General features: G+C 65.7%; 19 protein-coding genes. 15 read left to right on the forward strand and 4 right to left on the reverse strand.

From position 1 onward, the window contains the following. The first annotated feature begins 198 nt into the window (after positions 1 to 198). From folP to ABIB80_RS13350, 15 genes are all read left to right on the forward strand, one after another. Complete coding sequence (folP, locus tag ABIB80_RS13280) at positions 199 to 1,059, forward strand: dihydropteroate synthase (protein ID WP_007593545.1); 861 nt, start codon at positions 199 to 201, stop codon at positions 1,057 to 1,059. Further along, positions 1,056 to 1,424, forward strand: a complete 369-nt coding sequence (gene folB / locus ABIB80_RS13285; RefSeq protein ID WP_007593547.1) for a dihydroneopterin aldolase — start codon at positions 1,056 to 1,058, stop codon at positions 1,422 to 1,424. Before folP ends, folB begins: the two co-directional genes overlap by 4 nt. Position 1,425: 1 nt before the next feature. Further along, positions 1,426 to 1,917: a 2-amino-4-hydroxy-6-hydroxymethyldihydropteridine diphosphokinase gene (gene folK / locus ABIB80_RS13290; RefSeq protein ID WP_007593548.1), complete on the forward strand. Its 492-nt coding sequence runs from the start codon at positions 1,426 to 1,428 to the stop codon at positions 1,915 to 1,917. Positions 1,918 to 1,998: 81 nt separating this feature from the next. Beyond that, positions 1,999 to 3,870, forward strand: coding sequence for a methylmalonyl-CoA mutase family protein (locus ABIB80_RS13295; RefSeq protein ID WP_354127628.1), 1,872 nt, complete (start codon positions 1,999 to 2,001; stop codon positions 3,868 to 3,870). Continuing rightward, complete coding sequence (locus ABIB80_RS13300; RefSeq protein ID WP_007593552.1) at positions 3,867 to 4,331, forward strand: GFA family protein; 465 nt, start codon at positions 3,867 to 3,869, stop codon at positions 4,329 to 4,331. The genes ABIB80_RS13295 and ABIB80_RS13300 overlap by 4 nt, the downstream gene beginning before the upstream one ends. 23 nt (positions 4,332 to 4,354) lie before the next feature. Continuing rightward, a complete protein-coding gene (scpA, locus tag ABIB80_RS13305) occupies positions 4,355 to 6,511 on the forward strand; it encodes a methylmalonyl-CoA mutase (RefSeq protein WP_354127629.1) in 2,157 nt (718 codons plus the stop codon). A gap of 53 nt (positions 6,512 to 6,564) precedes the next feature. Then, positions 6,565 to 7,335, forward strand: a complete 771-nt coding sequence (locus ABIB80_RS13310; RefSeq protein ID WP_354127783.1) for an RsiV family protein — start codon at positions 6,565 to 6,567, stop codon at positions 7,333 to 7,335. A gap of 131 nt (positions 7,336 to 7,466) precedes the next feature. After that, positions 7,467 to 8,459 (forward strand): tripartite tricarboxylate transporter substrate binding protein, encoded by a 993-nt coding sequence (locus ABIB80_RS13315; protein WP_354127630.1) that lies wholly within the window; start codon positions 7,467 to 7,469, stop codon positions 8,457 to 8,459. 174 nt (positions 8,460 to 8,633) lie between these two features. Further along, on the forward strand, positions 8,634 to 9,128 hold the full coding sequence (locus ABIB80_RS13320) for a tripartite tricarboxylate transporter TctB family protein (RefSeq protein ID WP_007593565.1): 495 nt from the start codon (positions 8,634 to 8,636) through the stop codon (positions 9,126 to 9,128). Between the two features lie 4 nt (positions 9,129 to 9,132). After that, positions 9,133 to 10,647, forward strand: a complete 1,515-nt coding sequence (locus tag ABIB80_RS13325; RefSeq protein ID WP_219684878.1) for a tripartite tricarboxylate transporter permease — start codon at positions 9,133 to 9,135, stop codon at positions 10,645 to 10,647. Between the two features lie 93 nt (positions 10,648 to 10,740). Beyond that, positions 10,741 to 11,055: a nucleotidyltransferase family protein gene (locus tag ABIB80_RS13330; protein ID WP_219684879.1), complete on the forward strand. Its 315-nt coding sequence runs from the start codon at positions 10,741 to 10,743 to the stop codon at positions 11,053 to 11,055. Next, positions 11,056 to 11,400: a HepT-like ribonuclease domain-containing protein gene (locus ABIB80_RS13335; RefSeq protein ID WP_007593569.1), complete on the forward strand. Its 345-nt coding sequence runs from the start codon at positions 11,056 to 11,058 to the stop codon at positions 11,398 to 11,400. Between the two features lie 21 nt (positions 11,401 to 11,421). Beyond that, positions 11,422 to 12,408 (forward strand): methylmalonyl Co-A mutase-associated GTPase MeaB, encoded by a 987-nt coding sequence (meaB, locus tag ABIB80_RS13340; protein WP_007593571.1) that lies wholly within the window; start codon positions 11,422 to 11,424, stop codon positions 12,406 to 12,408. After that, positions 12,405 to 13,061: a pyroglutamyl-peptidase I gene (locus ABIB80_RS13345; RefSeq protein ID WP_007593573.1), complete on the forward strand. Its 657-nt coding sequence runs from the start codon at positions 12,405 to 12,407 to the stop codon at positions 13,059 to 13,061. Before meaB ends, ABIB80_RS13345 begins: the two co-directional genes overlap by 4 nt. Before the next feature lie 200 nt (positions 13,062 to 13,261). Beyond that, positions 13,262 to 14,632, forward strand: coding sequence for a TIGR03808 family TAT-translocated repetitive protein (locus ABIB80_RS13350; protein ID WP_354127631.1), 1,371 nt, complete (start codon positions 13,262 to 13,264; stop codon positions 14,630 to 14,632). A 31-nt stretch (positions 14,633 to 14,663) separates the two neighbouring features. Here the strand turns inward: ABIB80_RS13350 and ABIB80_RS13355 are convergent, their stop codons facing one another. The 4 genes from ABIB80_RS13355 to ABIB80_RS13370 form a co-directional block, all read right to left on the reverse strand. Further along, a complete protein-coding gene (locus tag ABIB80_RS13355; RefSeq protein ID WP_354127784.1) occupies positions 14,664 to 15,305 on the reverse strand; it encodes a TIGR03809 family protein in 642 nt (213 codons plus the stop codon). Between the two features lie 509 nt (positions 15,306 to 15,814). Then, on the reverse strand, positions 15,815 to 17,521 hold the full coding sequence (locus ABIB80_RS13360) for a S8 family serine peptidase (RefSeq protein ID WP_354127632.1): 1,707 nt from the start codon (positions 17,519 to 17,521) through the stop codon (positions 15,815 to 15,817). 15 nt (positions 17,522 to 17,536) lie between these two features. Further along, positions 17,537 to 18,232 (reverse strand): hypothetical protein, encoded by a 696-nt coding sequence (locus ABIB80_RS13365; RefSeq protein ID WP_007593580.1) that lies wholly within the window; start codon positions 18,230 to 18,232, stop codon positions 17,537 to 17,539. After that, the gene (locus ABIB80_RS13370; protein WP_007593582.1) at positions 18,229 to 18,798 is read right to left on the reverse strand and encodes a sigma-70 family RNA polymerase sigma factor; all 570 of its coding nucleotides are present in this window, start codon (positions 18,796 to 18,798) and stop codon (positions 18,229 to 18,231) included. Before ABIB80_RS13370 ends, ABIB80_RS13365 begins: the two co-directional genes overlap by 4 nt. Positions 18,799 to 18,837 lie beyond the last annotated feature (39 nt).

The raw sequence follows: 18,837 nt of genomic DNA on the forward strand, positions 1-18,837 counted from the left end.
GGGCATGGACGGCCTCCCGAATCGACCAGACCAGCCCATTTTGATGTGTCAGCTATGTCTCCGAACACCTGTCAGTGATCTGTCCGGTCTAAACACTTCGCGGGCAATGACAGCGAGGGTGTGCAACGCCCTGCCCAACGCTGGCAACCCACGCCTTCCCGTCTTGACTCCCCCTCCCCGACCGCTAAAGCGGGCCGCATGAATGCCTCGCCCTCCCCATCCGTCCCGGCGGCCGGTTCAGTCGGGCCTGACGTGCTGCGGACGCTGCTGGAGCGGCCGATCCCGGCGGTGATGGGCGTGCTCAACGTCACCCCGGATTCATTCTCCGACGGCGGCGAATTCATCGCGCCCGAGCAGGCGCTCGCGCGGGCACGGGCGATGATCGAGGCCGGGGTCGACATCATCGATATCGGTGCCGAGTCCACCCGGCCCTACAAGGGCGCCCGGCCGGTCACGGCGGAAGACGAACTGGCGCGGCTGAGGCCGGTGCTATCGGACATCGTGGCGCTCGGCGTGCCGGTCTCGATCGACAGCATGAAGGCGGAAGTCGTGGCCTTCGCGCTCGCCCAGGGCGCGGCGATCGCCAACGACGTCTGGGGCCTGCAGCGCGATGCCGGCATGGCGCCGACGGTGGCCGCGAAGGGCGTCCCCGTCATCGTCATGCACAACCGCGACAGCGTCGATCCCGCCATCGACATCATTGCGGATATGAAGGCGTTCTTTCAGCGCTCGCTGGATATCGCGACGCAAGCCGGCATCGCCCGCGACAAGATCGTGCTCGATCCCGGCATCGGCTTCGGCAAGACGGCCGAACAGAGCATGACCGCGCTAGCGCGGCTGCGTGAATTCGACATGTTCGGCCTGCCGATCCTCGTTGGTGCCTCGCGAAAACGCTTCATCGCCTCGGTGTCGCCGTCGGAGCCGACAGAGCGGCTCGCCGGCTCGATCGCCGCGCATCTGATCGCCGCGCAGCGCGGCGCGAAAATCATCCGCACCCACGACGTCGCCGAGACCTTGCAGGCCCTGCGAGTGGCGCACGCAATCGAGAGCAAGCCATGACCGATACGATCTTCGTGAGCGGTCTGTCGATCCATGCCCGCCACGGCGTGATGGAGCACGAAACGGAAGTCGGCCAGCGCTTCGTCATCGACCTCGAGCTCTATACCGACCTGTCGGAGCCTTCCCGCAGCGACCGGCTCGCCGACACCGTGTCCTACGCCGACGTCGTGGCGACCACCACCGCGGCCTTCAAGAACACCAACTACAAGCTGCTGGAGCGCGCGGCCGGCGCGGTCGCCGACGCCATCCTGTCGCACTTTCCGCGCATCCGTGCGGTCAAGATCACCGTGCACAAGCCGCATGCGCCGATCGCCGCGATCTTCGACGACGTCGGCGTCATGCTGACGCGCTCGCGGCACCCCTGACATGGCAAGCGTCCTGATCGCGCTCGGCGGCAATGTCGGCGATGTCCGCGCGACCTTCCAGAAGGCGATCGCCCATATCTGCGGCATGGCGCAGGCGGCGTTGATCGCGCGCTCGTCGGACTATGCGACGCCGCCCTGGGGCGACGAGGACCAGGCTCCCTTCATCAACGCCTGCGTCGAGATCGAGACCGATCTCGATCCGCATGCGCTGCTGTTCGTGATGCAGAAGGTCGAGCAGAAATTCGGCCGCATGCGCGATAAGGAGCGGCGCTGGGGCCCGCGCACGCTCGATCTCGACATGATCGCGTATGACGACGTCTCGATGCAGAAACCCGATCTGACCCTGCCGCATCCGCGCCTGTTCGAGCGCGCCTTTGTGCTGGTGCCGCTGGCCGAGATCGCGCCCGACCGCGTGATCGCAGGCATTCGTGTCCATGACGGTCTCGCCAGCGTCTCGACACAAGGCATTGAGCGGCTTCCGGATACCGGTTAACCAAAAACAACCGTTTGCAGGGACGGCCGGCCGTGGCAATTTCGCCTGCGAACAACAAGATTTTCGGGAGCCCCTCGCCGCATGACCTCCGCGACTGACGACCTGCCGCTGGCGGCGGATTTTCCCAAGGCGACCGTCGAAGACTGGCGCAAGCTGGTCGATGGCGTGCTGAAGGGCGCGCCGTTCGAGAAGCTGGTCGGCAAGACCTATGACGGACTCAAGATCGAGCCGCTCTATCCGCGCGCCAAAGGTGTTGCGCCCGTGGTGGGGCGGCCGGCGGCGGCGCCCTGGCAGATCATGCAGCGGATCGACCATCCCGATGCAAGTGCGGCGAATGCGCAGGCACTGACCGATCTCGAAAATGGCGCGACAGGGCTTGCGCTGGTGTTCGCCGGCGGCAATGCCGCTCACGGTTTCGGGCTGGAACCGACCGCGGACGCAGTCGCAAAGATCTTGAAGGATATCCATCTCGATGCCGGCATCGGGCTGGAGCTCGAGATCGGTCCGCAATCGCGGATGGCGGCGATCCACGTCGCGGAATATGTGAAGAGCAATGGCATCGATCCCGCCGCCTGCGACATCCGCTTCGGCCTCGACCCGCTCGCGGCCGCCGCGGTGTGGGGCCACAGCCCCTATACTTGGGATGAGATCGTTCCGGCCGTCACCGGCGGCATCAAGGGCCTGGCCGCGCTCGGCTTCAAGGGTCCGTTCGCTTCGGCCGACGGACGCGTGATCCACGATGCCGGCGGCTCGGAGGCGCAGGAGCTCGCCTTCGTGCTCGCCTGCGGCATCGCCTATTTGCGCGCGTTCGAAGGCGCCGGCGTTCCGCTGGAGCAGGCGCAGGGCATGGTCTATGCGCGGCTTGCCGCGGATGCAGATCAGTTCCTCACCATGGCAAAATTCCGCGCCTTGCGACTGCTGTGGGCGCGTATCGAGACGGCGTGCGGGCTCGCGCCAAAACCGCTGTTCATCGTCGCCGATACCGCTTGGCGCATGCTGACGCAGCGCGATCCCTATGTGAACATGCTGCGCGCGACCATGGCGACGTTTGCGGCCGGACTCGCCGGCGCCAACGCGATCACCGTGCTGCCGCATACGCTGGCGCTCGGCCTGCCCGATCCGTTCGCGCGGCGCGTGGCGCGCAATACGCAAGCCGTGCTGCTGGAAGAGAGCAATCTCGCCAAGGTCAGCGATCCCGCGGCAGGCGCAGGCGGCATCGAGACGCTGACCGCGCAGCTCTGCGACGCGGCCTGGGCGCTATTCCAGGAGACCGAGAAAGCCGGCGGCGCCTTCGCTGCGCTTCAGCAGGGCCTGTTCCAGAGCAAGGTCGCGGCCGCGCGAAAAGCCCGCGACGCCAACATCGCAAAACGCCGCGACGTGCTGACCGGCGCCAGCGAGTTTCCGAACCTGCACGAGAACGAGACGACGGTGCTGAAGGCGACCCCGATCGCGCTGGTGCCTTATGGCGAGCAAAAATACAAGTTCGACGCGCTGCCGCCGATCCGGCTTGCGGAACCGTTCGAGGCGCTGCGGGACAAATCCGATGCGGCCTTGAAGGCCCGCGGCGCGCGGCCGAAAGTGTTCTTGGCCAATCTCGGCACGCCCGCCGATTTCACGGCTCGCGCGACCTTTGCCAAGAGCTTGTTCGAGACCGGCGGCATCCAGGCCGTCGACAGCGAGGGCTTCGCCGATCCGGCCCAGTTGGCTGCCGCCTTCAAGGCCTCCGGCGCCGGGCTCGCCTGCCTTTGTTCCAGTGACAAGGTGTATGCGGAACATGCCGAAGCCGCGGCGCAGGCCCTGCAAACCGCCGGGGCCCGACTTATCTATCTGGCAGGCCGCCCGACCGATGCCGAGGCGGCGCTGCGTGCAGCCGGCGTCACCGGCTTCGTCTTTGCCGGTGGTGATGCGCTTGCGACGCTGCAAGACACGTATCGACGGATGGAGCAGCCATGACGGAAGCAGGCAAACCCGTTCTCACCGGCGGCTGCCAATGCGGGGCAGTGCGCTTCGGAGTCATGACGGCGCCGAACAGGGTTTCGATCTGCCACTGCCGGATGTGCCAGAAGGCCAGCGGCGCGCCGTTCGCCTCTTTTGCCGACGTCAACAAGACTGACTTTGCCTGGACCAAGGGGCAGCCCTCGTTCTTCCGCTCCTCCTCGATCGCCGAGCGCGGCTTTTGCGCCGCCTGCGGCACGCCGCTGAGCTTTGGCCGCATCGACGGCGACCGCATTGAGATCATGACCGGCGCGTTCGACCGCCCCGACCACGTGGTGCCGACGCGGCAGTTCGGCACCGAGTCCCGTCTCGGCTGGGTGGTCGGGATCGCCAATCTACCAAGCCAGACCACGCAGCAGAATTACGGACCGGAGAAGATGGCGACCATCGTCAGCCATCAGCATCCGGATCATGATTAAGCGCCTATGATATGGTTGAAAGCATGAGCCGCATCCCCAATTTCGCCGACGTCGCCTTCGAGCGCGCCGCCACCGGCGCCCCGACCGGCAGCGCCGAGCCGTGGCTGACGCCTGAGGGCATTCTGGTGAAGCCCGCCTATGGTGAAGCCGATCTCGCCGGACTCGATTTCCTCGAGACCTACCCGGGCATCGCGCCTTATCTGCGCGGCCCCTACCCCACCATGTATGTCAACCAGCCCTGGACTGTGCGGCAATATGCCGGCTTCTCCACCGCGGAGGATTCCAACGCGTTCTACCGCCGCAATCTCGCTGCCGGACAGAAGGGCCTCTCGGTCGCGTTCGATCTCGCCACCCATCGCGGCTATGACAGCGACCATCCGCGTGTCGGCGGCGACGTCGGTATGGCCGGCGTTGCCATCGATTCCATCTACGACATGCGCACGCTGTTTGCGGGCATTCCGCTCGACCAGATGAGCGTGTCCATGACCATGAACGGCGCGGTGCTGCCGATCCTCGCGCTCTACGTTGCGGCCGCCGAGGAACAGGGCGTGCCGCCGGAGAAGCTCTCAGGGACCATTCAGAACGACATTCTGAAAGAGTTCATGGTGCGCAATACCTACATCTATCCGCCCGCGCCTTCGATGCGGATCATCTCGGACATTTTCGCGTACACCTCGCAAAAAATGCCGAAATACAATTCGATCTCGATCTCCGGCTATCACATGCAGGAGGCCGGGGCGACGCAGGACCTCGAGCTCGCCTATACGCTGGCTGACGGCGTCGAATATCTTCGTGCCGGCCTTGCCGCGGGCCTCGATGTCGACCGCTTCGCGCCGCGGCTGTCGTTCTTCTGGGCGACCGGGATGAACTTCTTCATGGAAGTGGCCAAGATGCGCGCCGCGCGGCTGCTCTGGGCGAAACTGCTCAAGCCTTTCAATCCGAAGGATCCGCGCTCGCTGTCACTGCGCACGCATTGCCAGACATCCGGCTGGTCGCTGACCGCGCAGGACGTCTTCAACAACGTGATGCGCACGACGGTGGAAGCGATGGCGGCGACGCAGGGTCACACCCAGTCGCTGCACACCAACGCGCTCGACGAGGCGCTGGCGCTGCCGACCGATTTCTCCGCGCGTATCGCCCGCAACACCCAGCTGTTCCTGCAGCAGGAGAGCGGCACCACCCGCATCATCGATCCCTGGGGCGGTTCGTATTACGTCGAGCGTCTCACGCGCGACCTCGCCGCCAAGGCCTGGAGCCACATCCAGGAGGTCGAGGAGCTCGGCGGCATGGCCAAGGCGATCGAGGCCGGCGTACCGAAGCTGCGCATCGAGGAAGCCTCGGCCAAGACCCAGGCCCGCATCGATGCCGGCAAGCAGGCGGTGATCGGGGTCAACAAATACAAGCCGACCGACGAAGCTCCGATCGATATTCTCAAGGTCGACAATACCAATGTCCGCCGGCTCCAGATCGACAAGCTGACGCGGCTGAAATCCGAACGCAACCAGAAGGACGTCGAGGCCGCGCTCGCCGCGCTGACGCGCTCGGCCGGCGAAGGCAACGGCAATCTGTTGGCGCTGGCGATCGACGCCGCGCGCGCGAAGGCAACCGTCGGGGAGATCTCGGACGCGATGGAGAAGGTGTTCGGCCGGCACCGCGCCGAGATCAAATCCATCACCGGCGTCTACAAGCGGGAGGCGTCCAGCATGGGTAACCGGGTCGAGAAGGTTCAGGCGCTGATCGACGCCTTCGAGGAGGCGGAAGGCCGCCGCCCGCGCATCCTGGTCGCAAAGATCGGCCAGGACGGTCACGACCGCGGCCAGAAGGTGATCGCGTCGGCATTCGCCGATATCGGCTTCGACGTCGACATCGGGCCGCTGTTCGCGACTGCCGACGAAGCCGCGCGGCAAGCTGTCGAGAACGACGTCCACATCCTCGGCGTCTCCTCGCTCGCCGCTGCCCATCTCACAGCCGTACCGGAATTGAAGGCCGCGCTGAAGAAGCAGGGCCGCGACGACATCATGATCATCGTCGGCGGCGTGGTGCCGCCGCAGGATTACGACGCGCTCTACGCGGCCGGCGCCGAAGCCATCTTCCCGCCGGGCACGGTGATCGCGGACGCGGCCGAGGAGCTGATCCGCAAGCTGAACGCCCGGCTCGGGCATAGCGAGGCGGCGGAGTAGGTCGCCATCGATCTTCGAAAGGACAGTGCGTGATATTTTCCGCGCCAGCGTTGATGCGCGCGCTAACTTTGGTCGCAGCCTGCAGCGCGTTGTTGGCTACTGCCCATGCTGCCGACCCCAAGCCCGACGCGGTCATCAATACCAAGAGCATCGAAGCCCGCGTCTTCCTCGACGACAAGGTCAAGGTCGATGCGGCGCTGGCGGCCGACTGCCTGATTGAAGGCAAGAAGTGGATCGACAAGAACGCGGCAGAAGCCGCCGCCTCGCGCAAAGAGGATCCGCAATTCTTCAGGGATGGCGGCTGGGACTTCGAGCGCAAATATGCGGTCCGCTCCGTCGTTGCCGACCGCTATGTCAGCATCCTGCGCAACGACTATATGGACACCCACGGTGCCCATCCCAATTCCGATGTGAACACGGTCCTGTGGGACAAGGCGGAGAACAAGCGCATCTCCATCCGCCCGTTCTTCGCCGAGACCGCCGACAACGGCGCGGCCATGAAGGCAATGATGAAGGCGGTGATCGCATCGTTGAAGATCGAGAAGAAGAAGCGCGATACCAGCGAGACCGCGACCGACGAATGGTTCAAGAGCGTGGAGCCGAGCCTGCTCAAGATCGGCGCGGTGACGCTCGCGCCTTCAACCGACGCGGGCAAGAGTTCCGGCCTCACTTTCCACTACCCGCCCTACGCAGTCGGCCCTTACGCCGAGGGCGAATATGTCGCATTCGTGCCGTGGGAAACGCTGAAGCCCTATCTCAGCGCGGAAGGCACCCGCGTCTTCGGTGGCACACGGCCAAAGGGCGACGCGGACGAGCCGCAGTGATCCCGTCGTGAGCAACGCCGCGTAGCTCTCTAAGCGCTGGTCGCGTTGCCTTGCAGCCGCGCTGCAAAGCCGACTAGAATGTCGCCATTGACAAGAGCGCCTGACGTCATGGGCGCCGCTGGGAGGCATTGATGTCCAAGATTACGCGCCGCACCTTTGCGGCCTCTTCCGCTGCGGTTGCGGCATCCGCCGCATTCGGCCTCACACCCGCACTTGCACAAGCCTATCCGGCGCGGCCCGTCACCGTGATCGTGCCCTGGGGCGCGGGCGGCGGCACCGACGCGACTGCGCGCATTGTCGCAGCGCTGCTGGAGAAGGATTTCGGCCAGCCCTTCAACGTGGTCAATCGCACCGGCGGCTCCGGCGTCGTCGGCCATACCGCGATCGCGACCGCGCAGCCCGACGGCTACACCATCGGCATGCTCACGGTCGAAATCTCGATGATGCACTGGCAAGGGCTGACCGAGCTGGCGCCGAAGAGCTACACCCCGCTCGCGCTGATGAACGAAGATCCCCCGGGCATCCAGGTCTCCTCCTCCTCGCCTTACAAGACGGTGAAGGAACTCGCGGAAGCCATCAAGGCGGCCCCTCCCGGCAAGTTCAAGGCCTCCGGCACCGGCCAGGGCGGCATCTGGCATCTCGCGCTGGTCGGCTGGATGCAGGCGATGGGCCTGCCCGCCAACCAGGTCGCCTGGGTTCCGTCGAACGGCGCCGCACCCGCGATGCAGGACCTCGCCGCCGGCGGCCTCGACCTCACCACCTGCTCGGTGCCGGAAGCCCGCGCCATCATCGAGGCCGGCAAGGCCAGGAGCCTTGCCATCATGGCGCCGGCGCGCAATCCAATCTTCAAGGACGTGCCGACGCTGAAGGAGGCGATGGGCATCGACTACGCGACCGGCGCCTGGCGCGGCATCGGCGCGCCGAAGAGCCTGCCGCCGGAGATCGCAACGAAGCTCACCGCGGCGCTGCAGAAGGTTTATGACTCCGCCGAGTTCAAGGACTTCATGGGCAATCGGGGCTTCGGCACCGTGTGGGGCGATGCCGGCCAGTTCGCAAGCTTCATGGACAAGGGCGACGCCCAGATGGGCGAAGCGATGAAGGCGGCGGGTCTGAGCAAGGCGTGATTTGTCACCTCTCCCCGCTTGCGGGGGAGAGGTCGATTTGAGCGCAGCGCAAATTCGGGTGAGGACGCGGCTCCGCGAGTCCGGCTTTCACCTCCATCGTGGACGCAGCCCCTCACCCCACCCCTCTCCCCGTAAGAACGGGGCGAGGGAGAAGAAATCTCATAGGATTCTCCCATGCGCCTTCCCGACTCCGTCACGGGATCGTTTCTCGTCGTGCTCGGCACAGCAGCCGCCTATGGCGGCTGGCTGCTGCCGCCGGTGCCCGGGCAGCCGGTCGGCCCCAACGTATTTCCGCTCGTGATCGGCATTGGGCTGGCGCTGTGCGGGCTCGCGATCGTGTTCGGGATCGGCCACACCTTCGAGGACGCGGAAGAGCTGATCCCGCTCGAGGATGGCCAGCTAGCGGCTGCCCCGCCGCCGCAGGGAAAGTTGTACGGCCTGCGCGCGCTGCTGCCGCCGGCGCTGCTGCTGTTCTACGTGGTGGCGGCCGACCGGCTCGGCTTCATCATAACCGCGGCGATCATGGTCTACGTCACCTCGACCGCGTTGGGGGCGAAGTGGAAGCTGGCGCTGCCGCTCGCAGCGCTGTCGCCGTTCGCTATCCACCTGATCTTCGGCAAGCTGCTGCGCGTGCCGCTTCCCGCCGGCCTGTTGCCGACGCCCTGGTGATCCCATGCTGAAAACCCTGATTGAAGCGTTCGCACTGATCTCCACCTGGGAGGTCATCATCGCGATGTTCGCAGCCTCGGTGTACGGGCTCGTGATCGGCTCGCTGCCGGGCTTGTCGGCGACGATGGCAACCGCCTTGCTCGTCCCCGTCACCTTCTATCTCTCGCCGATCGCGGCGATCGCGACCATCGTCGCCGCGTCCTCGATGGCGATCTTCTCCGGCGACATCCCCGGGGCGCTGCTGCGCATCCCCGGCACGCCAGCGTCCGCCGCCTATGCCGACGAGGCTTACGCCATGACCCGCAAGGGACAGGCCGAGCTGGCGCTCGGGGCCGGCGTGTGGTTCTCGGCCGTCGGCGGCATCGCCGGCGTGCTGTCGCTGATGATCCTGGCGCCGCCGCTGGCCGAGATCGCGCTGTCGTTCTCGACCTTCGAGTATTTCTGGCTGGCGCTGCTCGGCCTGATGTGCGCGACGCTGGTGGCGCGCTCCTCGCCGGTGAAGGCGATCGCCGGCATGTTCCTCGGCCTGCTGGTCTCCTGCGTCGGCATCGAGAATCCCGGCGGCGTGCCGCGCTTCACCTTCGGCCTCACCGATCTGTTCGGCGGCATCGAGCCGATCCCCGCGCTGGTCGGCGTATTCGCAGTGGCCCAGGTCATGCGCGCGATGCTGACTCCCGAGCCGCCGCCGCTGCCGCGGCGCAAATTCGGGAGCATCATGGCCGGCCAGTGGAAGCTGACCAAGAAATACCATTGGCAGATGACGCGCGGAAACATCGTCGGGATCATCATCGGCGTGCTGCCCGGGGCCGGCGCCGACATGGCCGCCTGGGTTTCCTATGCAATGTCGAAGCGCTTCTCCAAGGAACCGGAGAAATTCGGCACCGGCCATGTCGAAGGCCTGGTCGAGGCCGGCGCCAGCAACAATGCCAGCATCGCCTCGGGCTGGGTGCCGTCGCTGCTGTTCGGCATCCCCGGCGACACCATCGCCGCGATCGCGATCGGCGTGCTCTACATGAAGGGGCTGAACCCCGGGCCGACGCTGTTCACCGAGAAAGCGTCGAGCATGTACGCGATCTATCTGATGTTCATCATCGCGAACATCCTGATGATCCCGCTCGGCATCGCCATGATCCGGGTTGCCGCCTACATCCTGCTGGCACCGCGCTCCGCCATCATGCCGATCATCATGCTGTGCTGCGCGGTCGGCTCGTTCGCGATCGGCAACAACATGTTCGGCATCGTCACCGTCGCCGCCTTCGGCGTGATCGGCTATGTCATGGAAGCCAACGGCTATCCCGTCGCCGCGATGGTGCTCGGCATCGTCATGGGCACCATGGTCGAGCAGGCTTTTGTGACCTCGTTGATCAAGTCGGACGGCAGCATCCTGCCGTTTTTCGAGCGCCCCGTGGCCGCGATCCTCGCCGCCATGGCGATCGGGGCGCTGCTGTGGCCGGTGCTGGTCTGGGCGTGGCGCAAGGTGAAACCGGTGCGGACCGGGGTGGCGGCGACATCCCGGTGATATCGGGCGGGCGGGCCCTCGCCTGCCCCACCGAGGGCTGAGCCGACCCGCCCGATACTGGGACGGGCGGCTGCTCTGTGCTAACATCTGGTCATGACCGAGGTCGCAGATATTCCAGTCCAGACACTCATAGGGAAGCTCAGGGAGCTCGCTCCCGATCTGAGAGCTGCCGGAATCACGCACCTTTACTTGTTTGGATCGCGCGCGCGAGGCGACGCCCGCCCCGACAGCGATCTCGACGTCCTGGTCGAGACGACCTCGCGTGAGGAAGCGCCACGGTTCGATTACTTTAAGGTCCTGCACTTGATCGAAGACCATCTTGGCCTTCAGGCCCAGATATCGATGCGGGACCTGCTGAAGCCGCGCATCGCCGAACGCATCGCAGATGATCTGATCGAGGTCTTCTGAATGCCGCCGACCGTGGAAGACCGACTGCGAGATATCCTGGAAGCCATCACCGACATCGAAAGTGTCGTGAAGGGCTCCACATTTGAGCAATTCGTCTCTGAAAAAACCGCTCGCCTGGCAATCGAACGTCTTCTCGAGATCGTATGTGAGGCTTCGAGATCCATTCCAGATGACGTAAAGCGAGCCGAGCCAGGGATCGACTGGCGCAAAATGATCGATTTCGGAAATCTGCTGCGCCACGCCTACCATATGACGAAAGCCGAGATCGTTTGGGACATTATCCAAATCCATCTTCCACCGCTAAAATCCTGTGCTGAGCGACACATTCGCGGGTCGGGTCGGTAGCGGCCGGACGCGAAGACAATCATGACCAGTAGCAAATCCATCGACATCAAATCCCTCGCCCATGACCTCCGCGCCGGCAGCCGCGCGGCGCTGGCGCGGGCCATCACGCTGGTCGAGAGCCGGCGCAGCGACCATCAGGCGCTGGCGCGCGAGCTGGTGCAGATGCTCTTGCCCGATACCGGCAGGGCAGTGCGCGTCGGTATCACCGGCTCGCCCGGCGTCGGCAAATCCACCACCATCGACGCGCTCGGAACGCATCTCATCGAGCAAGGCCACAAGGTCGCGGTGCTCGCGGTCGATCCGTCCTCGGCGCGTAGCGGCGGCTCGATCCTCGGCGACAAGACGCGGATGGCCCGGCTCGCGGCCTCTGACGACGCCTTCATCCGCCCCTCGCCGTCCTCCGGCACGCTCGGCGGCGTCGCGGCCAAGACACGCGAGGCGATGCTGCTGTGCGAGGCGGCCGGCTTCGACGTCGTGCTGGTCGAGACCGTCGGCATCGGCCAGTCCGAAACCGCGGTCTGCGACATGACCGATTTCTTCCTGGCCCTGATGCTGCCGGGCGGCGGCGACGAATTGCAGGGCATCAAGAAGGGCCTGGTCGAGCTCGCCGACATGATCGCGATCAACAAGGCCGACGGCGACAATCTCAAGCGCGCCAACATCACTGCCGCCGATTATCGCGGCGCGCTGCATATCCTGACGCCGCGCTCCGAGCACTGGCATCCGCCGGTCGAGACCTATTCGGCGCTGACTGGTGACGGTATCGCGAAGATCTGGCAGAAAGTCCTCGATCACCGCAAGGCGATGATTGCATCCGGCGACTTCGCCGCACGGCGGCGCGAGCAGCAGGTGAAATGGATGTGGTCGATGCTGGAGCAGCGCATGCTGGCGCGGTTGCGCAGCGAGGCGTCGGTGCGGACCAAGGTCCGGAAGATCGAGACTGAGGTCGCCGACGGCCATCTCACGCCGGCGCTCGCCGCCGAAAAGATCCTGGAGTTGCTGCAATGAGCGACAAGCTCCGCATTCTCCTCACCGGCTTCGGCCCGTTTCCCGGCGCGCCCTACAATCCGACCCAGCCGCTGGTCGCCCGGCTGGCGCAATTGCGCCGTCCCGCACTCGACGATGCCGCGATCTCCAGCCACATCTTCCCGGTCACCTATGCCGCGGTGGACCGGCAATTGCCGGAGGTGCTTGCGAAAGAGAAGCCCGATGCGCTGCTGATGTTCGGCCTCGCCGCACGCACGCCCTATCTGCGCATCGAGAGCCGCGCGCGCAACGCCGTCACCATGCTCTGGCCTGATGCCGCCAAGACCCGCTCGAGCAAGCGCGGCATCGCCGGCAATGCGGACGCGATGATTTTCGGCCCGCACACCGCAAGGCTGCTGCGCGCCGCCCGCCTCACCGGCATCGACGCGCGCCCCTCGCGCGACGCCGGCGCCTATCTCTGCAATTACCTGAGCTGGCGCGCGATCGAAAACGTCAGGGCCGGCGGGCCAAAGCTCGCCGCGTTCATCCATATTCCCCTGCTCGCGCGCAGTGGCGCCGTGCGCCGCAAGGGCGCGCCGCGGATCACGCTCGAGGAATTGGTGGACGCCGGGGAAGCGATGCTGATGGAGATGGTGCAGTTGGCACGGAAGGGGCGCAACACACCGACTTCGTAGGGTGGGCAAAGGCGCGCTTGCGCCGTGCCCACCAACTTGTTCCGATCTGCCGCTGAATGGTGGGCACGCTTCCGCTTTGCCCACCCTACGGACCGTCTCTCCGGTAAACATTTAACCCTACCGCGAACAATCCTCACGCAACCAGCGGCCCTGCGCTACCTAACCGCTGCGGACCCCCGCGTCCGCCGGAGGACGCATCCATGGACCTCAATCGCCGCAATCTCATCGGAGCTTCGACCGCAGGCATCGCCGGCGCGCTCGCGATACCGGCCGACGCCGCGCGTGCGGCGCCGCTGACGTCGCTGCTCGGCCGCGACGCCACGCAATATGGCGTGCGACCCGGTAGCAGCGAGGATCAGACCCGCGCGCTCCAGCGTGCGATCGACGAGGCCGCGCGCGCGCAGATGCCGCTGGCGCTGCCACCCGGCATCTATCGCAGCGGACTGTTGCGGTTGCCAAATGGCGCGCAACTGATCGGCGTGCGCGGCGCGACAAAATTCGTCTTCACCGGCGGGGCATCGGCGATCCAGAGCGACGGCTCCGATGCAATCGGCCTTTCCGGCATCACCTTTGATGGCGGCGGCATTCCGCTGCCGACGCGGCGCGGGCTGATCCACGTACTCGGCGGGCGCGACGTCCGCATCACCGGTTGCGAAATCACGGGCTCCGGCGGCAGCGGTATCTGGCTCGAGCAGGTCTCCGGCGACATCTCGGGCAACATCTTTACCAACATCGCGGTGACGGCGGTGGTGTCGTTCGACGCCAGGGGACTCAGCGTCTCCCACAACACCATCACCGGCACCAACGACAACGGCATCGAGATCCTGCGCACGGCTATCGGCGATGACGGCACGCTAGTCACTGATAACCGCATCGAGGACATCAAGGCCGGCCCCGGCGGCTCCGGCCAGTACGGCAACGCCATCAACGCGTTCCGCGCCGGCAACGTCATCGTGCGCGGCAATCGCATCAAGAACTGCGATTACTCCGCCGTGCGCGGCAACTCGGCCTCGAACATCCACATCACCGGCAACAGCGTCAGCGACGTGCGCGAGGTCGCGCTGTATTCGGAGTTCGCGTTCGAGGCCGCGGTGATCGCCAATAATATTGTGGACGGCGCCGCCGTCGGCGTCTCCGTCTGCAATTTCAACGAAGGCGGCCGCATCGCCGTGGTCCAGGGCAACATCATCCGCAATCTGATCCCGAAGCGGCCGATCGGCACCGCACCGGATGACGATGCCGGCATCGGCATCTACATCGAGGCGGATTCATCGGTCATCGGCAACGTCATCGAGAATGCGCCGTCCTACGGCATCGTCGCCGGCTGGGGCAAATATCTCCGCGACGTCGCGATCACGGGCAACGTGATCCGCAAGGCACTGGCCGGCGTCGGGGTGTCCGTCGTGCCCGGCGCAGGCACCGCGCTCGTCAACAACAACATGATCTCGGAAACCCCGCGCGGCGCCGTGGTCGGGCTCGATCATGCGAGCGCCGTGACGTCCGATCTGTCGGCGGACGGCGCCCAGCGGTTTGCGCAATTGCTCGTCGGCGGGAATGCGGTGCGGCGGTAGGTGCCGTTCCTTCGCCTCTGGCTTCCGAAAGCTAGAACGCGTTCCGCAGCAGCGGGTACTTCGCTTCGAGGCCGTCGAGGCTGAAGGTGAACTCGACCAGGCGCTCGGGGGCTGCGACAATTTCGGCTGCCGGCGGAGAGAACTGCGGCAGAAGCGCCGCCATCGCCGCCAGCGCCTTGGGCGCTGCCGTCGCGGCCGGCACCTTGGGCCCCGTCATCGCGACGGGCGCGGTGGGCGGCGCCATGGCAGCCGGCACTCTGAGCGGTGCCATCGGGGCAGGCGCGGCGACCTGCGCGGCCGGGGCTTCGGAGATTTCGGCGAGAACGCCCGGCTTCGGATCAAGCCTGACCGGCACGGCGCTCTCCGGGGCGATGTGCACGGCCTTCGGTTGCACGGTCTGCGCCTGCTGCTCGCGCGGAAACATGCGGGGCATCGTCGCCGGCGACCAGCCGAATGCGGGCGACACGCTCGCGGCCGCCGTGGCGACGTCGGCGCCGGTGGCAAGCGCGCGCCAGGTCTGGACGGCGAGCTTGGCTTCCTGGATGTTTTCGAGAAATGCGATCTCGGAGTGATAGCGGCGCCAGCGTCCGGTCTCGAACATCTCGGAGAGATGCACCAGCCGCTGCTCGGCGAGAGCGCACCAGCGTGCCGCAACGTCGCGGCCAATAGCCACGTCGCGAATAGCCTCTTGGCGATGTGTCATAAATCAGCCCGTCAGGAGAAAAATACGGACGCGACGCAACGCACACGAATCAATTTAGACGCGACGTGAATATTTTGTGGAAAAGTTTTGACTTGTCCAGCAACGACGATGTTTTCGTCGCCAAACTCCGTAGTCGTGCGGAGATTCAAGGCGTTTTGGAGTCAAGCTTCGCACAAGCATAGCGCGCTTGCGGCGTGCCGGCGGAGCGGTGGCGATGGGTGAACCACGATCTCCAACCGGAAGCTGATCTCGCGCAGGGCTTCGAGGAATGGGACGTCCAAAAAGAAAAGACCCGTCCGGGGGGACAACCGGACGGGTCGAGCCATATGGGCGCTTGGGGTGGATGGGCGCTCGCGCCTAATATGACTTATGGGGAGGGATAACCGCTCCCACATAATTTGGTCGTGGCAGCGGGCCGAACGTTCAATGCGGCGTTTGATTTTTCGACCTTCGCGCTGCGCGCAAAGTTGTCGCAGCCGCTATCGCGTCGTCGGCTTATCCGCCTGAGAAACCGTGGCTTTATCCTCAGTGCTCGACAACGAAGGTTGCTCTAATGCGCGGATGCCAGGCTCGTCGCGACGCTTCTCGATATCTTCACGTTTTGTTGTACCGGACGCGGCCGCGACCGGCCTCGCGCCGGCGGCGGGAACGGCCATGACCGCGGCAAACGCGTCGGCCTCGCCGTCGCCGAACAGATCATCACGGCCCGGTGAACCGAGGTCGCGCGCCGTCTTCGCCAGCGTCGTGCGCAGTGCTTCCGGCTTCAAGGCGTAGTTGCGCTCGAGCAGCAGCGCCGCGACGCCGGAGACATAGGCGGCAGAGAACGAGGTGCCCGACGTCATCTGATATTTGCCGTCAGGCGCCGGCAGGAAGATATCGACGCCGGGGGCCGCGACCGCGATGTAGTTGCCACGATTGGAGGCGGTGAACAGCCTGTCCTGCTGGTCGGTCGCGCTGACCGCGATCACGTTGGGATTGGCGGCCGGATAGAGCGGCGGCGACTTCGCGCCGGCATTGCCGGCGGCTGCGATCAGCACCAGGCCACGCGCGGCGGTCGCCGCGATGGCCCGCTCGATCACCGCGTCTTTGGGACCGGCAAAGCTCATGTTGACGATCTGCGCGCCGTGCTCGGCGGCATAGTTCAGAGAGCGCAGGATGATGTAGGACGAGCTCTCGGCCCCGCCGGTGGTGCCGCCGAAGGCGCGGATGGCGATGAGGCGCGCCTCGGGCGCGCTGCCCATCAGCTTGGCATGCGCCACGATGGCGCCGGCAATGCCGGTGCCGTGAATGTGCGGGCCCTCGGCGCTGCCGAGCGCATCGAAATTATCGGCAATGGAATTGGCAAGTTCCGGATGCTGGGCGTCGATGCCGGAGTCGATCACGGCTACCGTCACATTGGCACCATGCGCCAGCGTATGTGCTTGCGGCAGGCGGAGCTTGGCCAGCGCATACTGCGCGGGATCTCCCTCGGTCGGCACCGACGATTTCTGGTCCTGGAGCAGGTAGCGGAAGTTCGGCTGGACCGAGCGCACGCTGCCGTCGGCCGCGAATTCGCGCCGCACCGTCGCGGAGGGCCGGCCGTCGGTGATGCGGAACAGTCCGAACGTTGCCCCGATCAGCGGAAAGTTCTCGGAAGACACGCGGGTCAGCCCATGGCGACGCGCAAGCTCGTCGGCCTGGGTCAACGACAGCCCGCCGTCGATCTCGGCGACGAATTCGCCGGCGAAGGTGCGCAGATCCGCGGCGACAGGCGTGTTGTTGCCGCGCCCCTTTGCGGCGGTCTTCTTGCCCGATTTGCCCGAGCCATCGCCGCCTGCGTTCTGCTGCGCCAGGCATTCGCCGGCGGCGTCGCGATCGGGCGCGGTACAGGCGGGATAGAGGTTCGGGGAGTAGCGCGCATAAGGCAGCACCGGCGTCGGTCCCATCCGCGCCGAAATCCTGGTCGTCACGGTCGGACCCGGACCGCGGCCGACGGCCACCGCTCTGGCGGCAACACCGGGACTGACGCGTGCGGCGACGCCGGGAGAAATCGTGGGCATTCGGGAGGGGACGCTAATCGTCGGCGTGCGCATGATCGCCTGCGCCTGCGCAACCTCGACGCCGAGACAGGCGGCGAGCAAAAGCGCGGCTCCGACCGACGAAGCGCAGGCCCCGGCTCTCACTCCACTTTCGGACTTGCGCATCATCGGCTTGGAAGCGCCTTACGGCGCCGCGACGGCGAGGTTGACGAACTTCTCGCGCTGCATCTTGCCGAGCAGCGAGGCGAGTTCGTCCTGGCTCATCGCCTTGTCGAACTGGAGGCGGAACATGCCGCCCTTGGCATCACCGATGATCGAAGCCTGGTAGCCGTCGAGCAATGCGGTGATGTCGGCGACGCGCGCCTCGGGCGTGAAGCGCACCAGCGCGCGCGCCGGCGGGACGGTCGTGCCGAGGTCGCGTGTAAGCGGAGCGCTGGTCGAGAGCGAAGCAGTCTGGAAGGTCGCAGTCTGGGTCTTCGTCAACACCGCGCCGATGATTCCGGCTTGCAGCACGAGCGCCATGGCGCCAAGGCTCGCCGACCAAGCCAGCGTGCGCGGCGACAGGCTCGCAAAGAAGGTGGCGATGCGCGCCGACAGCGGCAGCGAACCGGCCGCCCGCGCAGGTTCGGCGTCGATCGCGGCGAACAGCTTCTGCATCGCGCGCGCCGACGGAGCACCCAGGCTCTCGTTCAGATGGATGGTCTCTTCATACTCGCCGCGGATCGCGGCATATTGCTTCGCGAGCTCGGGATCGCGCGCCAGCGCCTCGTCGACGCGGCGCGCATCGCGCGGGTTCAGCGTGCCGGCGGCGTGCCACGGCAGCAGCAGTTCAATTTCACCGGGCTCTTGCTCCAGCATCTTCTTGCTCAAAGCCATCATGGCCAGCCTCGCTCAATGCCGGCTGCTTTCAGCAGTTCGGCCAATTTCTTGCGCGCATAGAACAAGCGCGTCTTCACAGTGTTCTCCGGGATGCCTACGATTTCGGCCACCTCTTCCACGGATTTCTCGTGGTAGTAGACGAGATCGACGATTTCCCGATGATCCGGCGAGAGACCCGTCAGACACTCCCGCAACGCTTCACTGGTATCCTTCTTCTGCACTGCCGTTTCCGGATTGTCGGACGTATCCTCGATCGCGTTCGCGGCGTCGTCGTCCAACTCAAAATCCTTCCTGCGCCGGAGCGCAGACAGGGCCTTGAATCGGGTAATGGCCAGCAGCCAGGTCGAAACGGCGGATCGGCCCTCGAACTTGCCGGCTTGACGCCAGACATCGAGAAATACCTCACTGATGAGGTCTTCCGCCGCCTGCTCGTCCCGCACGAGCCGGAGGCCGAACCGATACACCCTGACATGGTGCCGCCCGTACAGCACCTGCATGGCGAGCCGGTCGCCTTGAGCGATCCTGGCGATCAGGATCTCGTCCGAAGCCGCTTGTGTCACGCTCAAAGACCGTCTCGCAAGGTTGGTCGGGTGGATGCGGCAGAC

It is taken from the genome of Bradyrhizobium sp. i1.15.2 (assembly GCF_040548425.1).
GTDB classification, from domain to species: domain Bacteria; phylum Pseudomonadota; class Alphaproteobacteria; order Rhizobiales; family Xanthobacteraceae; genus Bradyrhizobium; species Bradyrhizobium canariense.